Raw genomic sequence first — 21,187 nt, 5'->3', positions numbered from 1 at the left:
TCGTTATGGAGAAGTTTGAGTTACATATCCTGGGCTGTGGTTCGGCTTTGCCTACCACCCGACATTTCCCGACGTCGCAGATCCTGAATGTGCGCGACAAGTTGTTCATGATCGATTGTGGCGAAGGAGCGCAGCTGCAGTTTCGTAAATCGCGGCTGAAGTTCTCGCGCCTGAACCATATCTTCATTTCCCACCTGCATGGAGACCATTGTTTCGGGTTGCTGGGACTGATCTCGACCTTGAATTTGCTGGGACGTACGGCAGAACTCCATATCCATTCGCCACAGGGACTGGAGGAACTGCTGAAGCCGATGCTCGATTTCTTCAACCATCAGATGACCTATCCGGTCGTGTTCCATGCGTTCGAAACCAAAGAACCGACGCTGGTTTACGAGGACCGTTCGCTGACGGTGACCACTATTCCCTTGCGTCATCGGATGCCTACCTGCGGTTTTCTGTTTGCCGAGAAGCCGCGTCCCAACCACATCATTCGAGAGATGATTGACTTCTATCAGATACCCGTCTACGAGCTGAACCGCATCAAGAACGGAGCCGACTATGTGACCCCCGACGGCGAGACGATCCCCAACAGCCGCCTGACCCGTCCATCTGATCCTCCGCGGAGCTATGCCTATTGTTCGGATACACTGCCACTGGCTTCGGTTGTCGAACAGGTGAGGGGAGTCGACTTGTTGTTTCACGAAGCCACTTTTGTTGAGGAAGATGCGGCCCGTGCGAAGGAAACCTATCACACGACTGCCTCGCAGGCAGCTTCCATTGCACGTGAGGCTGGTGTGAAGCGTTTGCTGGTAGGCCATTTCTCAGCGCGCTACGACAACGAAGAACTTCTGCTGGAGCAGGCCCGTGCTGTGTTTCCTGAAACCTTGCTGGCGAAAGAAACACTTTGTGTTCCTATTTGATTAAACTTTTTGTATCTTTGTCCGTCTAACTTCTATAAATGCGAATAAAAGTATATGAATACTCCCTATGATGAGCGCGAGGTGTTGGCCTTGTTACAGGACGAGAAGACACAACGGCGCGGATTTGAAATGATTGTGGCGCAGTATAGCGAACAGCTGTACTGGCAGATACGTCGTATGGTTTATTCGCATGAAGACGCTAATGATTTGCTTCAGAATACCTTTATCAAAGCATGGACTAATATAGATTACTTCAGGGGCGATGCCAAGTTGTCTACCTGGCTCTATCGCATTGCCCTGAACGAATGCCTGACGTTCCTGAACAAACAGCGTGCACAGGCTACTGTCTCGCTGGACGATCCGGAAGCAGATGTGTTGCAGAAACTGGAAAGTGACCCTTACTTCTCGGGTGACAAGATACAGACAACCTTGCAGAAAGCTCTGCTGACCTTGCCCGAAAAACAACGGATGGTGTTCAACCTGAAATATTATCAGGATATGAAGTATGAGGAGATGTCCGAGATATTCGGTACGTCGGTCGGAGCACTGAAAGCTTCGTATTATCATGCAGTGAAAAAAATCGAGAAATTTTTTGATGATGAACTTTAAACCTTTGTCGCAAACCATAGTCTAATTCTAATGAAAGGAGAAAAGCTTATGAAAGAAGAGGATAAATTACTGAAGAAGATTGGTACGGAAAATCCGTTCCGTGTGCCGGAAGGATATTTCGAAGGTTTCACTTCAGACTTGATGAGCCGTCTTCCGGAGAAAGAAAAGACAGATATTCATCGTGAGCCTACTACGTGGGAGAGGGTAAGGCCCTGGCTGTATATGGCGGCCATGTTTATAGGAGCTGCTCTGATTATCCGAGTTGCTTCGCCGGGCGAGACCGTATCGAACGGGCAGCAGCAACAGCAGATCGCTGCCGACGAGTCGGATATCGAAATGGAGTATATCAGAACGGCAATAGAGAACACCATGATGGACGACTATTCGCTGTATGTCTATTTGAGCGATGAAAATGCAGAATAATCAATATTGTAAATGATAACAATGAAAAAGTTGAGTGTTTTAATGGTTGCCTTGTTCGGGCTGATGCTTTCGGTATGGGCTGGTGACGGGACATGTCAGCAGTTGTCGCGCGAAGAATTCCGCGCCAAGCAACAGGCTTTTCTGACTGAGAAAGCTGGACTGACTCGTGAAGAGGCTGCCAAGTTTTTTCCCTTATATTTCGAAATGCAGGACCGCAAGCAAAAGTTGAACGACAATGCGTGGAAGCTGTTACGCCAGGGTAAGAATGAGAATACAACCGAAAGTCAGTATGGTGAAATCTTGGAGGGCGTGTATGATGCACGTGTGGCTTCCAGCGAATTGGAACAGACCTATCTGAAGAAATTCCAGAAGATACTTTCTAACAAGAAAATTTATTTGATACAGCGTGCCGAAATGCGTTTCCATCGCGAACTGCTGAAAGGCATGCACGGCAAAAACGGTGGGAAACGGCCGGCTCCGAAAAAATGATGTGTCGTTTCCTGTAAAGTAAACAGGCTGGTTTCAGTTTTCAAGAGGTAAGGGCCTTCCGATGCGAGTCGGAAGGCCTGCTTTTTTTATTCTTTTCTTTCCAGTTTCTTGGCTTCTTCCCAGATGGCGTCCATCTCGGCCAGTGTCATGTCGTGCAGGTTGCGGCCTTCCTTGATGGTGTGTGCTTCGAGGTAGTTGAAGCGGCGGATGAATTTCTGGTTGGTGTGTTCCAAGGCGTTGTCGGGGTTGATCTTGTAGAGGCGGGCGGCATTGATGAGACTGAACAGCACGTCGCCGAATTCTTCTTCGGCCTTCTGCTTGTCCATGTTGGCCACTTCGGCCTGAAACTCCTGGATTTCTTCCTTTACCTTGTCCCACACCTGTTCGCGCTCTTCCCAGTCGAAGCCTACGTTGCGGGCCTTGTCCTGTATGCGGTAGGCCTTGATGAGCGAGGGCAGGGCAGCGGGTACACCGGCCAATACACTTTTGTTTCCACCTTTTTCCTTTAGCTTTAACTGTTCCCAGTTTTCTACGACCTGACCGGCTGTTTCAGCCTTTACGTCGCCGAAGACGTGCGGATGGCGGAAGATGAGCTTCTCGCACAGGCGGTCGCACACGTCCTTGATGTCGAAGTCGCCCGTCTCGCTGCCTATCTTGGCATAGAAGGCCACGTGCAGCAGGACGTCGCCCAGCTCCTTGCAGATGTCCTGCTTGTCGTCGCGTATCAGGGCGTCGCACAGTTCGTAGGTTTCTTCAATGGTGTTGGGGCGCAGGCTTTCGTTGGTTTGCTTGCGGTCCCAGGGACATTTCTCGCGCAGTTCGTCGAGGATGTCGAGGAAGCGTCCGAAGGCTTCCATCTGTTCTTTACGGGTATGTTGCATATTCGTTCCTGTTAGATATAAAGTGTTGCAAAGTTACAAAGATTTATATCTCATTGATGTTTTGCACCCAAAACTTTATTAACTTATCCGGACGCACCGTGGTGCGTCCCTACAACGTATGGGGTGCATGGTACGTCCGGTTGTTATTATACGTATGTAATTTGTCTTTCCGTTGTTCGAGATGTTTGCATGAAAAGGTTACATTTGCACAAAAGAATATTATTATGGAAAACATACATGTAGGGACGCACCATGGTGCGTCCGAATACGATTCATCCAACGTATGCAATGCATCTCACCCATCCCGCAAAAGTCCTCGGGTCGATTTTCACGATTACAGCGGAGGTGAATATTTTATCACTATCTGCACGCAGGGAAAAGAACACTATTTAGGTGAAATTGCAAATGGGCAGATGGAGTATTCGTTGATTGGGCGATTTGCGGTTGATGCCTTGACTGAAATGGGAATGCATTACCCTTATGCAGAGATGGTGAGTTTCGTAGTGATGCCCAACCACGTGCATGCTATTATTCGCATACATCCGTCGGAAGATATACCCACGAAACGAACGGCTCTGAGTGTGGTGATAGGAGGGTTCAAACAGGCTGTGACGTGTTTTGCACGTAAGAATAATATCAGGTTTGGATGGCAGGGACGTTATCATGACCATATTATTCGAGGTGTGGAGGACAGGAACCGGATAGCAGAATATATCGAGCATAACGTGGCCCGTTGGGATTGCGATTGTTTTTTTCAAAAATAATCGTTTTCGATTGCATTGTTTTGCGCGGACGCACCATGGTGCGTCCCTACAACGTATCATGGTATGTTTGATACATCTCGTACGAGATGAGCAGCCCTACTACCTCGGAGTAGTTTTGGCGGCCGCTGTCTATCTTGTTGCCTTTCAGGTAGAGATCGTAGATCCAATCCTGCACGGCACCTACCAGCGGGCTGTATTTGGCCGACCAATAGGCTTGATGGTCTTTGGCCAGTTGGATGATTTCGGGGCGGATGCTCTCTACGAGTGCTTGGTAGGCAGCCTCGTCCATCAGGCGGCGGGCATTGCTCAGCACATGGAAGAGGATGGAGTAGTAGCCGCTGAAGCGCAGGGTGGGTACGCTGGAGCGGGTGCATACCTGATAGGCGTAGAAGTTGGCCTCGGCCTCGCTGGTGATGCCCAGCCGATGGGCCAGCTCGTGGGCATAGGTGGCGGGATAGTCGGCAGGCAGCAGGTCGCCGTTCAGGGTGAACTCGCAGAAGAAAGGCCCCATGCTGCCCGTGACGCCCACCATCGAGATGAGCGGGGTGAAGAGCATCGTCTTGGCTCGCGGGTGGTCGGTAGTCGGAGGGAGCACGCCCAGCGCAGGGCTGATGGCACGATAGCCGCGTACCACCTCGTTGCGTACCATGTCGTTGTCGATGGTATCGATAGAGGTGTACGAAGCGTTCAGCCGCTCGATGTAGTCGTCCGTAAAGCGGGCGAAGTTCTCGGGCGTATAGGCCGTGTAGGCGATGCCCGTCCGCTGGTAGAAGTTGGGTTGCGAGTAGTTCAGTCCCCAGGCCAGGTAGAACCAGACGTAAATCCAGAACAGGTACTCCACTTCGCGACCAACAATGCGTCGCCAGGGCTTCTTGCGGCGGAGGCGGGCGTAAAAAGGCCAGACAACCAGCCAGGCGATGCTGAGGGCGATGAAGAGGTCGCCCACGGCGAAGGGAATGAGGTCGGACACGGTGGTCAGCACGCGGGCTATGGTGGGGTAAATGTTTCGGGCGTAGCAGGCTCCCGCGGCGGGCAGGAGTTGTACGAGCCATACCGTCAGTATCAGTGCCATCAGTACAAAGTGGCGCTTTTGGAAGCTTTGGCGTCGCCTGTACAACGGTCGGTTGAGACTTTCTTGGGCGTTCGGTAAGTGATTCTGTGTCAGCATGCTATCAGTTTATTTTAGTTTATCAAAAATAAACTGTCAGTTTAATAGTGATAAACTGCCAGTTTAATGCGTTTAAACTGTCGGTTTACTCCGTTTAAACTGAGAGTTTAAAGCCTTTGAACTGACGGTACACTCCACTTGAACCGGAGCAAAACCGTCGTCTCTGCGCAAAGATAGACAAATCTTTTCGTTGCTTTTGCCGATGGAAAGCAATAAATTACTAATTTTGTGCCCATAATCGCAAACAATTTTAATTTTATAGACTTAAAGAGAAATGGAATTAGCAAGTAAGTACAATCCCGCCGACGTAGAGGGAAAGTGGTACCAGTATTGGCTGGATCATAAACTGTTCAGTTCGAAACCCGATGGCCGTCAACCGTACACCGTCGTCATCCCGCCCCCCAACGTCACCGGCGTGCTCCACATGGGACACATGCTTAATAATACCATTCAAGATATCCTGGTGCGCCGCGCCCGCATGGAAGGCAAGAACGCCTGCTGGGTGCCGGGTACCGACCATGCTTCCATTGCCACCGAAGCTAAGGTGGTGAACAAACTGGCTGCGCAGGGCATCAAGAAGACCGACCTGACGCGCGAGGAGTTCCTGAAGCATGCTTGGGAATGGACCGACGAACACGGCGGCATCATCCTGAAGCAGCTCCGCAAGCTGGGCGCTTCGTGCGACTGGGACCGCACGGCCTTCACCATGGACGAGAAGCGCAGCGAGAGCGTCATCAAGGTGTTTGTCGACCTGTATAACAAGGGACTCATCTACCGCGGCGTGCGCATGGTGAACTGGGACCCCAAGGCGCTGACCGCCTTGAGCGACGAGGAAGTGATTTATAAGGAAGAGCACAGCAAGCTCTACTATCTGAAATATTATGTGGCCGATGACGATATGACGGGCGAAACCGGCGCCGAGGGTGAAGTGGTTCACTGCGATGCTGAAGGCCGCCGCTACGCCGTAGTTGCCACGACCCGTCCTGAGACCATCATGGGCGATACGGCCATGTGTATCAATCCCGCCGACCCCAAGAACCAGTGGTTGAAGGGTAAGAAAGTCATCGTGCCCCTTGTAGGCCGTGTCATCCCCGTTATTCAGGACGACTACGTGGATGTAGAGTTCGGTACGGGCTGTCTGAAAGTAACGCCTGCCCACGACGTGAACGACTACATGCTGGGCGAGAAATACAACCTGCCGAGCATCGACATCTTCAACGATAACGGCACCCTGAGCGAAGCAGCCGGCCTCTATGTAGGTATGGACCGCTTCGACGTGCGCGAACAGATTGAGAAAGACCTCGCCGCCGCCGGCCTGCTGGAGAAGGTGGAGGCCTACACCAACAAGGTGGGCTTCTCCGAGCGTACCAACGTGGCCATCGAGCCGAAGCTCTCCATGCAGTGGTTCCTCAAGATGCAGCACTTTGCCGACATGGCCCTGCCGCCTGTCATGAACGACGAACTGAAGTTCTATCCCGCCAAGTACAAGAACACGTACAAGAACTGGCTGGAGAACATCAAGGACTGGTGTATCAGCCGCCAGCTGTGGTGGGGACACCGCATTCCTGCCTACTTCCTGCCCGAAGGCGGATACGTGGTGGCCGAGACGCCCGAGAAGGCGCTCGAACTGGCCAAGGAGAAGACCGGCAAGGCCGACCTGAAGCTGGAAGACCTGCGTCAGGACGAAGACTGCCTCGACACGTGGTTCTCTTCCTGGCTGTGGCCCATCTCCCTGTTCGACGGCATCAACAACCCCGGCAACGAGGAAATCAAATACTACTATCCGACGAGCGACCTGGTGACAGGCCCGGACATCATCTTCTTCTGGGTGGCCCGCATGATCATGGCCGGATACGAATACATGGGCGACATGCCTTTCCGCAACGTATACTTCACAGGTATCGTGCGCGACAAGCTGGGACGCAAGATGTCCAAGTCGCTGGGCAACTCGCCCGATCCGCTGGACCTCATCGAACGCTATGGTGCCGACGGTGTGCGCATGGGTATGATGCTTTCGGCTCCTGCCGGCAACGACATTCTGTTCGACGATGCCCTCTGTGAGCAAGGCCGTAACTTCAACAACAAGATATGGAACGCCTTCCGCCTCGTCAAGGGCTGGGAAGTGAGCGCCGAGGTCGAAGTGCCTGAGGCAGCCGCCCTGGCCATGAAGTGGTTCGAGTCGAAGCAGAATGCCGTAGCCCTCGAAGTGGCCGACCTCTTCAGCAAGTACCGCTTGAGCGAAGCCCTGATGGCTGTCTATAAGCTCTTCTGGGACGAGTTCTCCAGCTGGTATCTGGAGATGATCAAGCCTGCTTACGGCCAGCCCATCAGCAAGGTCGTTTACGATACGACCATCGGTTTCTTCGACAACCTGCTCCACCTGCTCCATCCGTTCATGCCTTTCATCACCGAAGAGTTGTGGCAGCACATCGTGGACCGTAAGGATGGCGAGAGCCTGATGGTGAGCCCCATGGTAGCTCCGGGTGTAATAACTGAAAATGTATTACAGCAATTTGAAAAAGTAAAAGAGATTGTGATTAATCTAAGAGCTATTAGGCAGCAAAAAGGAATTCCTATGAAAGAAAAGTTGCCATTGCAGATAGTTAATGATAATTCTTTTCAGGATTATTATCCAGTGATTATTTATCTTGGTAATCTTTTGGAGGATATTAAAGTAGTTGCTCAGAGGTCAGATGATGCAGTTTCTTTTATGGTAGGTACTACAGAGTTTGCTATTCCGTTGCAAGAAATGTTTGGGACAATTTCAATTTCAGAAGAAATAGCAAAAAATGAAGCTGCTTTAAGACATAAGGAAGGCCTTCTTGTTGGAATACAGAAAAAACTTTCAAATGAAAAATTTGTGAAGAATGCTTCTCCTGAAGTGATAGAGAAAGAACGAAAAAAAGAAAAAGATACATTAGAAATTATAGCCTCATTAAAGAAAACTATAGAGTCTTTATACAAATATCTATAAATTTTATTGTATTGTATAGTTAGAATATTGATTGGTATGCTTTCTGATAATATGTATGAATCTTTTTTTTCAAGTTCATTTCTGTCTGAATGTAGGCTACGTGGAATGACAATAACAGGATTCTTTGATTTTGTAAACTCTTTCTTAGGAGTTGAAAACTTTATTCATAATCATCCAAAACCAGTAATTGAATATTATTGGGAATTGAAAGGAGGAGAATCAATAAAGCAAATTGCAAATAAATTTAATGTTACTTTAAAGAGACCTAAGTTTGTTAATATAGGTGATAATGACGTTAAGATTGAATCGGATGAATATCCTGTATATCCGCCTGATAGTATTTCATATTATGGTCCAGAGTGTTATGGTGGTATTAATGCTATAAAAGGGAAAATATGTAGAGCAGCCATTGTAGCGGATTTAAAAAGTTTAGACATAATTCAGAATGAAACTTTATGGGAAGATTGTGAATTATTGCGAGATGAATCATATTCAAATCGCCATTCTTCAGAAGAATATGAGTATTATTCTTTTTTTAAGACAGGATGGTCGTATTTAGTTGATAATAAAAATGTTATATTGGATTCAATGTTGATTCCTTTTTTAAAGAATAGAAATATAACTTTAAAGAAAGAACAAGTTGATGAATATGCAGGTTATAGATTTGGAGTTAATCCATCTCCCAAAGAAGTAGTTAATGGTTTGATGGCATTTAGAATGCATCCTATAGATAAAAATATAGTTCCTATTATAATGAATGATCCTATCCAATGGGAAGGGATTTTTTATGATCAGAATTTTTGTAATAATAGTATTTTAGAATATATTGTGACATTGAAACCTTCACTAGAAGACGTTCTTTAATGGAAGCCGAACTGAAGCACAAGGAAGGTTTCCTGCAAGGCGTGTTGAAGAAACTCAGCAACGAGAAGTTTGTGAACAACGCCCCCGCCGCCGTCATCGAGCTGGAGCGCAAGAAGCAGGCCGATGCCGAAAGCATCATCAAGTCGCTGAAGGAAAGCATCGCTGCGCTGAAGAAAGCGTGAAGTAGTGATGAGTGACGAGCTACAAACTACGAGTTCTATGGCTTGTCACTCGTAGCTCGTAGCTCATCACTTGTAGCTCATCACTAAAAATATAGAAACGTCGGGTGCGGCTTTCTGTAGAAGGAAAGCAGAGCCCGACGTTTGTTTTTTTAATCTTAAAACGATTGTATCATGAAAAAAGTCACTTCTTTTTTGTTATTGGCCGCTTTGTGTTGCCCTGCATGGCAGGCAGTTGCCTCCGTTACCGACACTGTATTCATCCGCGAAACCAATATTCCTGTACTGATAGACCGTCAGGACAATGAGCTGTTCCATCTGCGTATCGACAATGGCGAAGGCAAGAAGCTGGACCGTGTATCGCTGGATTTGGGTACGGAAGTCGACTTGGCTCAGGTAGAAGCCGTTAAGCTGTATTATGGTGGTACGGAGTGCATGGAGCGTACTGGTAAGGGATATTATGCTCCTGTAGCTTACGTGTCGGCTTATACCGTAGGACAGACCCGTGCAGCCAATCCTTCGTATTCCATCCTGAAGAGTGAAGTACGTTCGCCGGGCCGTCAGGTGGTGTTCGATGTCAATCAGTCTCTCTATCCGGGTATCAATTATTTCTGGGTCAGCCTGCAGATGAAGCCTCAGGTATCGTTGCTTGCCAAGTTTTTGGCTTCCATTTCGTCTGTCGAAATCGACGGACAGGCGGCTCCACTGAAGTTGGCTAACGGTCCGCGTGTCCATAGGATGGGCTTTGGTGTTCGTCAGGCAGGTGATGACGGAGTGGCTGCCTATCGTATTCCTGGCCTAGTGACCAGTAACAAGGGTACGTTGCTGGCTGTTTATGACGTTCGTCACAATAGTAGCGTCGACCTGCAGGAATACATCGAAATCGGCCTTAGTCGCAGTATCGACGGCGGACAGACGTGGGAGAAGATGCAGATACCCATGAGCTTCGGAGAATATGGTGGACTGCCCAAGGCACAGAATGGTGTGGGCGATCCGGCCATCCTGGTAGACAAACAGACAGGTACTATCTGGATCATGGCAGCTTGGACACACGGTATGGGCAACGCTCGTGCCTGGAACAATTCGGGTCAGGGAATGACGCTGGAAGAGACGGCACAACTGATGCTGGTGAAGAGCGACGACGACGGAAAGACGTGGTCCGAGCCTATCAACATCACCAGCCAGGTGAAGTCGCCCGAATGGTATTTCCTGCTTCAGGGTCCTGGACGTGGTATCTCGATGGTGGACGGTACCTTGGTATTTGCCGGCCAGTTCATCGGTGCGGACCGTATCCCTTGCGCCTGTATTATTTATAGTAAGGACCACGGAAAGACATGGTACATCAGCCAGCCGGCTCGTAGCAATACAACCGAGTCGCAAGTAGCCGAAGTAGAGCCGGGCGTACTGATGCTGAACATGCGTGACAATCGGGGAGGTAGCCGTGCCGTGGCTGTGACCCGTGACTTTGGGGCTACTTGGGAAGAGCATCCCTCTTCACGGAAGGCATTGGTAGAACCCGTTTGTATGGCCAGCCTTCTGCATGTGGCTGCCGAGGACAATGTAACTGGCAAACCTATTCTGCTGTTCTCCAATCCAGACAGTCCGAAGAACCGCCATCGCATGACTATCAAAGCCAGTCTGGACAATGGTCTGACATGGCTTCCCGAGAACCGTCTGATGCTGGACGAAGGAGGTAGCTGGGGGTATTCCTGTCTGACGATGATCGATCGCGAGACGGTCGGCATTCTCTATGAGAGCAGTACGGCCCATATCCTGTTCCAGGCCGTTAAGTTGGAAGATATTCTGAACTTAAATAAATAAACCTCATGAAAAAGAAAGAATTGTTGTGTGTCTGGGCGCTCTTTGCGAGTTTGTGGTGTGGTGCCCAGCAGCCCACGGAAAGGTATCCGTTGGGCGCTTATGAAGAATTGACGGATACGAAGCCTCACGATGGTGAGGAAGTGTGGAACAAGATGCAGGCACCTGTGTCTTTGGCTTGGGGAAGCATTGATGTACGCTATCCCAAGTTGAGTATTCCTTTGGAAACAAAGAAGGGCACTACCCGGATGAGTGCCTGGAAAGGTGAGAGAGTGCATGCGCAGGCCGTATTGTGGACCCGTCAGGCCTTGAAGAACGTTCAGGTGAAAGTAGGTGAGTTGAAGAACGGCAGCTCCGTCATTCCCGCTTCAGCCGTGAAGACTCATTTTGTGCGTTACGTCATGACCGACGAATTGAACAAGGACGGGAAGGGAGGTTGTGGCCATCGTCCCGACAAGACCCAGTGGGATTCTTCGTTGGTGGCCGATGTGCTCGACATTGCACAGGAACTGGATGTCAAGGAGCGCTGTTCGCAGCCGATCTGGCTGACAGTGTGGGTTCCCTCTGATGTTAAAGCTGGTACCTACAAATCTCGCCTGACGGTTAGTGCCGAAGGTTTGGAACCGCTGTCCTTGCCTTTTGAAGTGAAGGTGGTGAACCGTACGCTTCCGTCTCCGCAGGACTGGAAGTTTGACTTGGATTTGTGGCAGAATCCGTATGCTGTGGCCCGCTATTATCAGGTGCCTCTTTGGAGCAAGGAGCATTTTGACGCCATGCGCCCCATTATGAAGATGTTGGCCAATGCCGGTCAGAAGGCCATCACGGCCAGCATTATGCATAAACCTTGGAACGGCCAGACGGAGGATCACTTTGACAGTATGGTGACCCGTATCAAGAAGCTGGATGGTTCCTGGGAATTTGGTTATGCCGCTTTCGACAAGTGGGTGGAATTCATGACCGAAGATATCGGTTTGAAAGGGCTGATCAGTTGCTATACCATGATTCCCTGGGCTTTGAACTTTGATTACTATGATGAAGCTACCAATCGTGTCGTCTTTCTGGAAACCAAACCGGGTGATGCCGCTTATGCGGAGTATTGGGGTACTTTCCTGAAAGACTTTGCCCGCCATCTTCGCGAGAAAGGTTGGTTCGAGCGTACGGCAATCTCGATGGACGAACGTCCGATGGAAGCTATGCGTGAAGCCATAAAGGTTGTTCGTGCGGCAGATCCAGAATTTAAGATAACTTTGGCAGGGAATTATCATCCGGAAATAGAACCGGATCTTTACTATTATTGCATTGCGCTCGGACAGAAATTTCCTGCGGACGTGAAGAAAGCTCGTGAGGCGAAAGGACAAATCAGTACTTACTATACTTGTTGTGCAGAGGCTTTCCCAAATACATTTACTTTTTCCCGTCCGGCTGAGGCTGTGTGGACTATGGTACATGCCGTGGCTGAAGGATATGATGGATATTTGCGTTGGTCTTTCAACAGCTGGACGGCCGATCCTTTACGTGATTCCCGTTTCCGTACGTGGGCAGCCGGAGATACATACAGTGTCTATCCCGGTCCTCGCAGCAGCATACGTTTTGAACGGATGACGGAAGGTGTGCAAGTGTGTGAGAAGATTCGCATTCTTCGTGAAGAATTTATCCGTAAGGGGGACAAAGGTAAGTTGTCTCGTTTGAATAAGATGCTTACCAAGTTTACGCTTGAGGCTCTTCCCGATGGACGCAATCATCCGGAGAAGGATGTGAACGAATTGCATGAACTGCTGAATCGTCTGTAGCAGTCTTTTTCGGATTGTTCCAAGAAACAAAAAACTCCCCTTCTAATTCCTGCCTGCATGGCAAAATAAGAAGGGGTGTTTTGTTGTATTTGATATCGGAAATATTATTCCAATAACTTCTTAAGAAATTCGTCCAGTTCCTCGTCCAGTCCTTTGAGCAATTCTTCGTTGACCAGTAATGTGTCGTCATCTATCAGCAACAATTCGGCAAGTGTTTCCTTGTCTTCATCTACCAAAACGAAAGAGAATGGTTTCAGAATAGTCATCTTATCGAAATCACCTGTGTTTTTCATGTCGTTCAGCAGGCCGGATAAGATACGCTCTATGTCTTTGTTGAAGTCATTGCCGTCATAAGTTCCCCATTCTTCAATGGTTGTATTGGCCAAAACCTCGTCATCGTCGTTATAGATGGACAATTCGCCGATATTGGGAGTCACTTGTAGATGAATATCTGTCACGATGGCTTGATCGCAGGCACAATTGTATCTGCTTACAGCTTTTTTTATGGTATTCTCCAGTAGGGAGAGTGAGGTTTGACTGAGTTTCATAATCGCTTATATTCTATTATTCTTTTCAAAGGTAGGAAAAAAAAGATAACCTTTGCCGATTTTTACTAAAAATCATCATTAATTCTTTGCATTTGGACATTCAGGCGTACCAATCCGTTTTTACGTTCCTGTAATTCACTGACATAAGAACTTGTCATGAGGTAGTAGGAAATATCGCTTGAATAGCTGCCTCTTTCCACATCTTCTATATCTTTCACTGTGTTTTTAGCCATGCTTTTAGCTACTTCCTGTGCCTTGACAGCCCAATCATAGGCGGTATTTATGCTATCCTGCATTTCATATCCCAAAGCAATATTATAGGCTGCATACATTTTCTTTTTGCCTTTTTTACTGTTGTATTCGGTTTCCCACAGGCGTATGGCTTCCGGCCAGTTGTTTTCTTTGACGTAAATGGCAGCATCGCGCATGTTGACGGTACCTCCGGTGAAAAGATAACGTTTGGCTGTTTTCCAATAGGGAAGCAAATATTTTACAGGAACAGTACCAGCAAAGCTGGAAGCTTGTTCTATCATATCTTTTTCAGAAATCAGTTGGTTGAAGATTTGCGTTTCACTGCTGCTGGATGCATCCCAGAAAATACTATCGGTACAGTTTACGGTTACCATGGGTATTTTCCGATTAGGCAGATAGACTTTTACAGTCGGATAGACTTTAACATCTACGGTACCGTAGAATACTCTCCAGTCCGGTAGGTAACTTACTTTGCGTAAAGAGCGGAATTGAACATTTTCCAGCGCAATGAGGAAATCTACTCCCAAATCATGGGTCAACTGAACAACTTCTTCACTGGATAGGGTAGCTTCTCTGGGCGCTCTATCTTGGCTTCTTAGTGCTGAATCACAAATAACGACCAGATCGAAATAATTTTCATTGGCTATGGATTCTGCTAAGGTTTCGGTAGTGATTTTGGGATCGCCGTTATAGTAGTCTGTACGGCGGGCTATTTCTGTTTTATCTTTGTTCTTATCTTCTGAACTTGTAATAAGTTTGTTGTCTGGATTCTCAGGCATATTGTTTACGATACCGACACGCCTCAAGTTGGCCGGAAAACTGACCTCTGCCGGTAGCATATAGTCTATGGATAGCTGTTCGACAGTTTGACAGGCGTTTAGGCACAGCAAACCGATTGTAGCTAAGCAATAAAGTAGTTTTTTCTTCATCGGGATATTACTTTTCTATTTATCTGGTAGCAAAAATAATCTTTTAAGTGGTAAAAGAAAAGCCTTGAACTGTTTTTTAACCGTTCAAGGCTTTTGTTAAATGGGTATAACAAGATTTTTTATTTGTTCTTGTTATCTTTTAGTTACTTTCAGAGATTTCTTCCGTGACAATTCTTGTATTTCTTGCCACTTCCGCATGGGCAGGGATCATTACGGCCAACTGTCTTTTCGGCACGGATGGGTTCGCGTTTAGGCTGTTCACGTGTATCTCTTGCAGCGGCAGCTTGCTGATTCGGATCATTCAAGTCAACCTTCTGCTCACGGTATTTGCTCATGTCCTGACGCTGTTCGGGAGCAGCTTGGCGTACCTCTACGTTGCGTTGAGGCTCTTGTTGGCTTTCGGCCGGAGCTTCTTGTACAGGTATCTGGCCGCGCATCAAGATAGAAATGGTCTGGTTATTAATCTTGTCAACCATGGCATCGAACAGGTTAACAGATTCCAGCTTGTAAATCAACAGCGGATCTTTCTGTTCGTAGCTTGCGTTCTGTACAGAGTGTTTCAGTTCGTCCAGTTCGCGCAGGTTTTCTTTCCAAGCTTCGTCGATAACATGGAGCAGGATGCTCTTTTCGAACGACTTCACCACTTCCTTACATTCGCTTTCGTAAGCAGCTTTCAGGTTGCAGGAGATATTGTACATACGTTTGCCATCGGTGATGGGTATGAGAATATTCTCATACATGTGACCTTGGTTCTCGTATACTTGCTTGATGACCGGATAGGCTATCTGTGCCATGCGTTCAGTCTTGCGTTTGAAGAGTTCCATAGCAGCTTCGAATGTCTTGTCTGCCAATTTTTCCTTCTTCTCGTTCTTGAATTCCTCTTCGCTGAAAGGAGCTTCCATGGCCAACGTCTGCAGGATATCCATCTTGCAGTTTTCATAATCTGGTGCTTCAATAGCGTTGGCACAACGGTCCCAAATCATGTTGACGATATCCATACCGATACGTTCTCCCATCAAGGCATGGCGGCGTTTGGTATAAACTACGGTACGTTGCTTGTTCATTACGTCGTCGTATTCCAACAGACGTTTACGGATACCGAAGTTGTTTTCTTCTACTTTCTTCTGTGCGCGTTCGATGGACTTGGAAATCATGCTGTGTTCGATCATTTCGCCTTCCTTGAAGCCCAATTTGTCCATCACACCAGCGATACGGTCGGATGAGAACAAACGCATCAGGTCGTCTTCCAGTGAAACGAAAAATACGGATGAACCCGGGTCGCCTTGACGTCCGGCACGACCACGCAACTGACGGTCTACACGGCGGGATTCGTGACGCTCCGTACCGATGATGGCCAGACCGCCTGCGGCTTTTACTTCCGGGCTCAGCTTGATATCGGTACCACGACCGGCCATATTGGTGGCAATGGTCACCGTACTGCTCTGACCGGCTTGGGCAACGATGTCAGCTTCTTTTTGGTGCAGTTTGGCGTTCAATACGTTGTGGGGAATCTTGCGCATGGTCAGCATCTTGCTCAGCATTTCCGAGATTTCTACCGATGTCGTACCTACCAGCACGGGACGTCCGGCATGTACCATGGCTTCGATTTCTTCGATGACAGCTTTGTATTTCTCGCGTTTTGTCTTGTAGACACGGTCGTTCATATCCTTGCGGGCAATGGGGCGATTGGTCGGGATGACAACAACATCCAGTTTGTAGATATCCCAGAATTCGCCGGCTTCCGTTTCGGCTGTACCGGTCATACCTGACAACTTATGGTACATACGGAAATAGTTCTGCAAGGTAATGGTTGCGAATGTTTGCGTGGCAGCTTCTACCTTTACACCTTCTTTGGCTTCGATGGCCTGATGCAAACCGTCAGAGTAGCGACGACCTTCCATAATACGGCCTGTCTGCTCGTCCACAATCTTCACCTGTCCGTCTATTACAACGTATTCGTCGTCTTTTTCGAACATGGTGTAAGCCTTCAGCAGCTGATTGATGGTATGTACGCGTTCCGACTTGATTGCATAATTGGTGAGCAGGGCGTCCTTCTTCGCCAGACGTTCTTCTTCTGTCAGATCCTTTTCATTTTCCAGTTCAGAGAGCTGGGCTGTGATATCGGGCAGTACGAAGAGAGTGGGGTCGGCTGAGTTACCGCTGATGAGGTCCACACCCTTGTCGGTCAGATCTACACTGTTCAGTTTCTCGTCGATGACGAAGTAGAGCGGATCGGTTACTTCGTGCATACGTTTGTTGTTCTGCTCCATGTAGATTTCCTCGGTCTTCAGCATACCAGCTTTTACGCCCTGTTCGCTCAGGAACTTGATGAGCGGTTTGTTCTTAGGCAATGCCTTGTGGCTGCGGTAGAGGGAGAGGAAGCCTTCTTCCTGTTCTTTCTTGTCGCTGGAAGCGATGAGACGTTTGGCGTCAGCCAGATACTGGGTAGCCAGTCTTTTTTGTGCCTCTACCAGTCTTTCTACCAGCGGACGGAGCTGTTCGAACAGTTGGTCGTCACCTTTGGGTACAGGACCAGAGATAATCAACGGCGTACGGGCATCGTCAATCAATACAGAGTCCACCTCATCGACGATGGCATAGTTGTGTTGACGTTGTACGAGGTCTTTCGGGCTGATGGCCATGTTGTCACGCAGGTAGTCGAAGCCGAATTCGTTGTTGGTACCGAATGTGATATCGGCCAGGTAGGCCCGACGGCGGGCATCGGAGTTGGGCTGATGCTTGTCGATACAGTCTACGCTCAAGCCGTGGAACATGTAGAGCGGTCCCATCCATTCGGAGTCACGCTTGGACAGGTAGTCGTTCACTGTTACGACGTGTACACCGTTACCGGTCAGGGCGTTGAGGAATACGGGGAGGGTTGCCACGAGGGTCTTACCTTCACCGGTTGCCATTTCGGCAATCTTACCTTTATGCAGAACGACACCACCGAACAGCTGTACGTCGTAGTGTACCATATTCCAAGTAATTTCGTTACCACCTGCCATCCAATGGTTCTTGTAGATGGCTTTATCACCTTCGATACGGACGAAATCCTTGGTGGCAGCCAGCTGGCGGTCGAAGTCATTGGCTGTTACGGTAATTTCTTCATTTTCTGTAAATCGTCTGGCTGTCGACTTTACGATGGCAAAGGCTGCGGGCAGTACTTCGTCGAGTGCCTTTTCGTAGATTTCCAGTATTTCTTTCTCAATTTTGTCGATCTGGGCAAAGAGCTCTTCACGCTTTTCCAGTTCCGTGGTTTCTACAGTGGCCTTCAGTTCGTCCACTTTGGCACGTTGAGAGGCGGCAGAGTTGCGGATGTATGCCTTCAGTTCTTCTGTTTTGGCACGCAAGGCATCGTTGTCCAGGCTGTCGATTTCCGGGTATGCGGCTTTCACCTTTTCTACCCACGGTTGTATTTCCTTCATGTCGCGGGTGGATTTGTTGCCGAAAATCGAGCTTAAAAATTCATTAAATCCCATTTTATAATTGTTTTTATTTATTGCAATGTTGGTTGATAATTGTTTTTCGCTGTGCAAAGGTAAGAAATTCACTCCACTGGGCACAAAGTTACAGTGAGTTTTTTCCAATAATCCGTTATCAGACAAGAAAATGGTTACATTCAGACGACGAAGCGAGGCTCTTGTCTGCTTGTAAGGAAAAAACAGGTCAAAATTCGAGCGGAGTGGCTGTGCATCCATTCGGAGCACGTATGCGCATCACACTGCTCAAAGTAGGGGCGATGCGATCGGCACTGACAGGTGTCCGCACTTTTCCTGCTTTAATTCCTCCACCCATGAGAATCAGTGGTGCGGGAATTTCAGCAGCTCGTACGGCACGGTTGTCATTGCCATTTTCCTGAACAATGGTCCATCCCGGCAGTACTTTGATCAGCAGGTCGCCCGAGCGCTTGCGGTGATAACTGTTGCGGATGCGGTCTATCTGGGGAGACCAGGAACCCAATAGCAGCCGGTGTGAGGAATAGACTTGGTCTACACCACTGAACTGTACCAGGAATGCAGCTGATTTTTCCAGAATTTCCGTCAGGTCCAGCTGCTTGTCTTCCAGAAGTTTATGGTTAAGATAAATTTGTTGGTCGTAATAAGTTTCCACATACTGTCCGGCGCCATAGGTTGCCATAAGATACATGTTGAGCAGAGTGGCACAGCGGTTCAGGTGGAACTCTCCTCCAGGGATGCGGTAGATTCCCGTATCTGCAGGATCGGGATCGGCATAACCGGTGGATGCGATGCACAGAATGAGGTTGTTCAGTCCTATTTTCCGGTCGAGCATGTCGAGCAGGGTAGCAATGCTTCGGTCCAGACGGGCATAGATGTCCTGCATTTCCATGGCGCATTCGCGGGTGCTGCGGTGATTGTAGTTGCCCGCATAGTAGGTGAGCGCCAGAAGGTCGGGGATATCATCTCTGCCTATTCCACTTTTCTCCAACAGCCTTTCTGTCAGCAGGTTGACCTCATCGTTTATGAGGGGGCTTGCTGCCAGTCGGTAGAACTTGTTTTCTCGTTCGCTTTCAAAAATGTACTTGAATGGCTCTGTCCGCCAGTCGGACAGGTATTTGTAGCTGGATACCTGATGCAGGGGCATCCAAGTGATATCTTTAATGCGGAAATCCACGGAGCTGGAGTCATTGTATTGGTTCAGCCATTCGGGGAATTCCGGGTAATAGGTACTTCCACACCACTTTCCATTTGTCTTGTTAATCCAGAAAGCACCGTCGCCTGCATGGCCGGCACTCAAGACTGCTGCATCGCGGAAGGGTGCGATGGCATATACTTTTCCAGCATTGCGCGTGGCTACTTTCAGCTCGTCGGCAATGGTCGATGTCAGCAATTGGGCCGGAGAGCTGTTTTGGTTGGTGTAGTTGCCCATGAAGTTGGGATCCTCCACGCAATTGCGCGGTGTCAGGGTAGACACGTCCATCCATTTGGTAGCGATGATTCCATGTGTAGAAGGTGAACAGCCGCTGAATAGTGTCGCTGTAGCCGATGCGCGGTCGGGTTTGTCGAAGGGCATTTCGGCTTGCATGTAGACTTTGCCTTCACGCATCAGCCTTTTGAATCCTTTTTCCCCGTATAAGGCCGAAAATGCCTCCAGATAATCTGTGCGGAGCTGGTCGATGGTCAGAGTTACGACCAGTTTGGGCGTAGACGGTAGTGGCTGAGCCTGCAGCCCGCCGAAAGTCAACACTAATATGGAGGTTATCAGTCCTTTTTTCATCTCTTTATTCTTCTTCTTAAGCCTTGTTTATGGGATAAAATCAAGTTGCTTGCTGAACGTACCAGCAAACACAGTGCCAAAGGTAGCATTGTCGGATTGATTTTTTGCGGAATTATAGCCCATAACAATATAAATAATGTTAAAACGACAAAATTAGCCTGCATGTAGCGGCTCGTTTGTCTTTTTCGCACCTTTTTTATCATCCAGGGCAGACAGAATAGATGCAGGGGATGGAGTGCGAAAAGTATATAGTTGGAACTTACTGTCGGATGGGATGAGAACAGTGCCAGAAATGCCAGGATGCATCCGCTGAGTCCGGCAACTGTAAAGAGAACAAGGTCGATGCCCCATAGACTTCTTTGCCTGCGAACTCCATACCAAGAGCAGGCACACACAAACAGGAACAAAAGCGTGGCTGTCAGTAAAGGCGTAAAAAGAGTCGTTTCCGTTTGTTTGTCTTCGTCGGGAATGACAACGGGCTGCTCAGTCTGGCTCACCAGAGGTCGTGTACCGATACCTGTACTGTCGGCCAGGGTGGCGGTAGCGAAAAAATCTTTCAGATAGAAGGGGGCAAACATCATCTGATGTCGGCTGATGGGGCGGTCTGCCTCGCTGCCGAGACAGAGGTCGATACCAAACTGCGACCATGGATGTCCCTGACAATATTGATGGACGATGTCTCGGAAGCTTCGTCCTGTATCGGTCGTCGTCATATCGTCGGAATAGCGCAGGCTGTTGTTTACGGCACGTTCCACCTGATCGCGCGGGCGTGTGGCACAGTTGTCATAGAAGAAATTATAGCGGTAGACACGGTTTTCCGGTCGATAATTTTCCTCCAATTGATTTATCAATTTTTGTTTTTCTTCCGTAGTCAGGTTCAGGGTCTGTTCCCAGACGTCGCGGTTGTCCAGCAGGTATTCCGAAAGAAAGTATTTGTATTCCGTTGCTCCAAGCCGGTAGTCCGTTTCGCCAAGAGTGAAACGAAGGATGAAGTTGGACGACTGAAAACTGAACAGACCGTAGTTGAATACCACATCGATGCCCTTCCGACGGTTTTCATAACGGATGGCCGTATGTCCGAAGAGGGAATAGATTTCCTTGCCGGGTCCACAGGTCAGCAGGCTGAGACGGATGCCGTCATCTTGGGGTTGCATTTGCTCTTCTGTTGCTTGCAGAGAGTGGCATGCCAGGCAGCATAAAAGTAGGGATATGATAAATGTCTGAAATCTCCGTTGCATCGTCTTTATGGGTTTGCGCCACAAAGGTAATGTTTTATCCAATAAAGACCAATACTTTTCGGTTACGAAAAGGCTGTTTTTCCAAAGTTCTACTTTACGCTTCTAA

16 protein-coding genes and 1 pseudogene are annotated in these 21,187 nt (G+C 48.5%); 10 read left to right on the top strand and 7 right to left on the bottom strand.

Translation table 11 applies throughout. The features are described 5' to 3' along the window. The first annotated feature begins 5 nt into the window (after nt 1–5). Genes BQ8005_RS04690 through BQ8005_RS04675 form a run of 4 tightly spaced genes read left to right on the top strand, consistent with a single transcriptional unit; the run spans nt 6 to nt 2,441 of the window. Nucleotides 6–920 carry a ribonuclease Z gene (locus BQ8005_RS04690; RefSeq protein WP_075317231.1) on the top strand — a complete coding sequence of 305 codons (915 nt, stop codon included), beginning with the start codon at nt 6–8 and terminating at the stop codon, nt 918–920. Nucleotides 921–974: 54 nt separating this feature from the next. Next, nucleotides 975–1,529 (top strand): RNA polymerase sigma factor, encoded by a 555-nt coding sequence (locus BQ8005_RS04685; RefSeq protein WP_021847405.1) that lies wholly within the window; start codon nt 975–977, stop codon nt 1,527–1,529. 48 nt (nt 1,530–1,577) lie between these two features. Further along, on the top strand, nt 1,578–1,952 hold the full coding sequence (locus BQ8005_RS04680) for a hypothetical protein (RefSeq protein WP_075318941.1): 375 nt from the start codon (nt 1,578–1,580) through the stop codon (nt 1,950–1,952). Between the two features lie 21 nt (nt 1,953–1,973). Beyond that, nucleotides 1,974–2,441: a hypothetical protein gene (locus BQ8005_RS04675; RefSeq protein ID WP_075317230.1), complete on the top strand. Its 468-nt coding sequence runs from the start codon at nt 1,974–1,976 to the stop codon at nt 2,439–2,441. An 86-nt stretch (nt 2,442–2,527) separates the two neighbouring features. On the opposite strand, the gene mazG is transcribed toward BQ8005_RS04675, so the two are convergent. Further along, nucleotides 2,528–3,322: a nucleoside triphosphate pyrophosphohydrolase gene (gene mazG / locus BQ8005_RS04670; RefSeq protein WP_075317229.1), complete on the bottom strand. Its 795-nt coding sequence runs from the start codon at nt 3,320–3,322 to the stop codon at nt 2,528–2,530. A gap of 224 nt (nt 3,323–3,546) precedes the next feature. Here mazG and BQ8005_RS04665 point away from each other — a divergent pair, with 224 nt between their 5' ends. Beyond that, nucleotides 3,547–4,086 carry a transposase gene (locus tag BQ8005_RS04665; protein ID WP_075318939.1) on the top strand — a complete coding sequence of 180 codons (540 nt, stop codon included), beginning with the start codon at nt 3,547–3,549 and terminating at the stop codon, nt 4,084–4,086. A gap of 46 nt (nt 4,087–4,132) precedes the next feature. On the opposite strand, the gene BQ8005_RS04660 is transcribed toward BQ8005_RS04665, so the two are convergent. Next, entirely contained in the window at nt 4,133–5,158 is a 1,026-nt protein-coding gene (locus tag BQ8005_RS04660) for a DUF3810 domain-containing protein (protein ID WP_075317228.1), read from the bottom strand. Between the two features lie 370 nt (nt 5,159–5,528). Here BQ8005_RS04660 and BQ8005_RS04655 point away from each other — a divergent pair, with 370 nt between their 5' ends. The 5 genes and pseudogenes from BQ8005_RS04655 (at nt 5,529) to BQ8005_RS04635 (ending at nt 12,879) form a co-directional block, all read left to right on the top strand. Next, complete coding sequence (locus BQ8005_RS04655; RefSeq protein ID WP_075317227.1) at nt 5,529–8,228, top strand: valine--tRNA ligase; 2,700 nt, start codon at nt 5,529–5,531, stop codon at nt 8,226–8,228. Nucleotides 8,229–8,333: 105 nt separating this feature from the next. Then, nucleotides 8,334–9,092, top strand: coding sequence for a hypothetical protein (locus BQ8005_RS04650; protein WP_075317226.1), 759 nt, complete (start codon nt 8,334–8,336; stop codon nt 9,090–9,092). After that, a pseudogene (locus BQ8005_RS04645) lies at nt 9,092–9,274 on the top strand (hypothetical protein); the annotation flags it as partial. The gene BQ8005_RS04650 and the pseudogene BQ8005_RS04645, both read left to right, overlap by 1 nt. A gap of 171 nt (nt 9,275–9,445) precedes the next feature. Continuing rightward, on the top strand, nt 9,446–11,092 hold the full coding sequence (locus BQ8005_RS04640) for a sialidase family protein (protein ID WP_075317224.1): 1,647 nt from the start codon (nt 9,446–9,448) through the stop codon (nt 11,090–11,092). A 5-nt stretch (nt 11,093–11,097) separates the two neighbouring features. After that, the gene (locus BQ8005_RS04635; protein ID WP_075317223.1) at nt 11,098–12,879 is read left to right on the top strand and encodes a DUF4091 domain-containing protein; all 1,782 of its coding nucleotides are present in this window, start codon (nt 11,098–11,100) and stop codon (nt 12,877–12,879) included. 104 nt (nt 12,880–12,983) lie between these two features. Here BQ8005_RS04635 and BQ8005_RS04630 read toward each other — a convergent pair whose 3' ends face one another. The 5 genes from BQ8005_RS04630 to lnb form a co-directional block, all read right to left on the bottom strand. Further along, nucleotides 12,984–13,427, bottom strand: coding sequence for a hypothetical protein (locus BQ8005_RS04630; protein ID WP_075317222.1), 444 nt, complete (start codon nt 13,425–13,427; stop codon nt 12,984–12,986). A gap of 65 nt (nt 13,428–13,492) precedes the next feature. Beyond that, nucleotides 13,493–14,608 carry a DUF6340 family protein gene (locus BQ8005_RS04625; RefSeq protein WP_075317221.1) on the bottom strand — a complete coding sequence of 372 codons (1,116 nt, stop codon included), beginning with the start codon at nt 14,606–14,608 and terminating at the stop codon, nt 13,493–13,495. A 149-nt stretch (nt 14,609–14,757) separates the two neighbouring features. Further along, entirely contained in the window at nt 14,758–18,087 is a 3,330-nt protein-coding gene (secA, locus tag BQ8005_RS04620) for a preprotein translocase subunit SecA (RefSeq protein ID WP_021847416.1), read from the bottom strand. A 187-nt stretch (nt 18,088–18,274) separates the two neighbouring features. After that, nucleotides 18,275–19,843, bottom strand: coding sequence for an alkaline phosphatase family protein (locus BQ8005_RS04615; RefSeq protein WP_075317220.1), 1,569 nt, complete (start codon nt 19,841–19,843; stop codon nt 18,275–18,277). Beyond that, nucleotides 19,840–21,081: a lipoprotein N-acyltransferase Lnb gene (gene lnb, locus BQ8005_RS04610; protein WP_075317219.1), complete on the bottom strand. Its 1,242-nt coding sequence runs from the start codon at nt 21,079–21,081 to the stop codon at nt 19,840–19,842. Before lnb ends, BQ8005_RS04615 begins: the two co-directional genes overlap by 4 nt. Between the last annotated feature and the right edge of the window lie 106 nt (nt 21,082–21,187).

It is taken from the genome of Bacteroides togonis, from assembly GCF_900130135.1.
In the GTDB taxonomy this organism is placed as follows: domain Bacteria; phylum Bacteroidota; class Bacteroidia; order Bacteroidales; family Bacteroidaceae; genus Bacteroides; species Bacteroides pullorum.
This window is presented reverse-complemented; position numbering and strand designations above follow the sequence as displayed.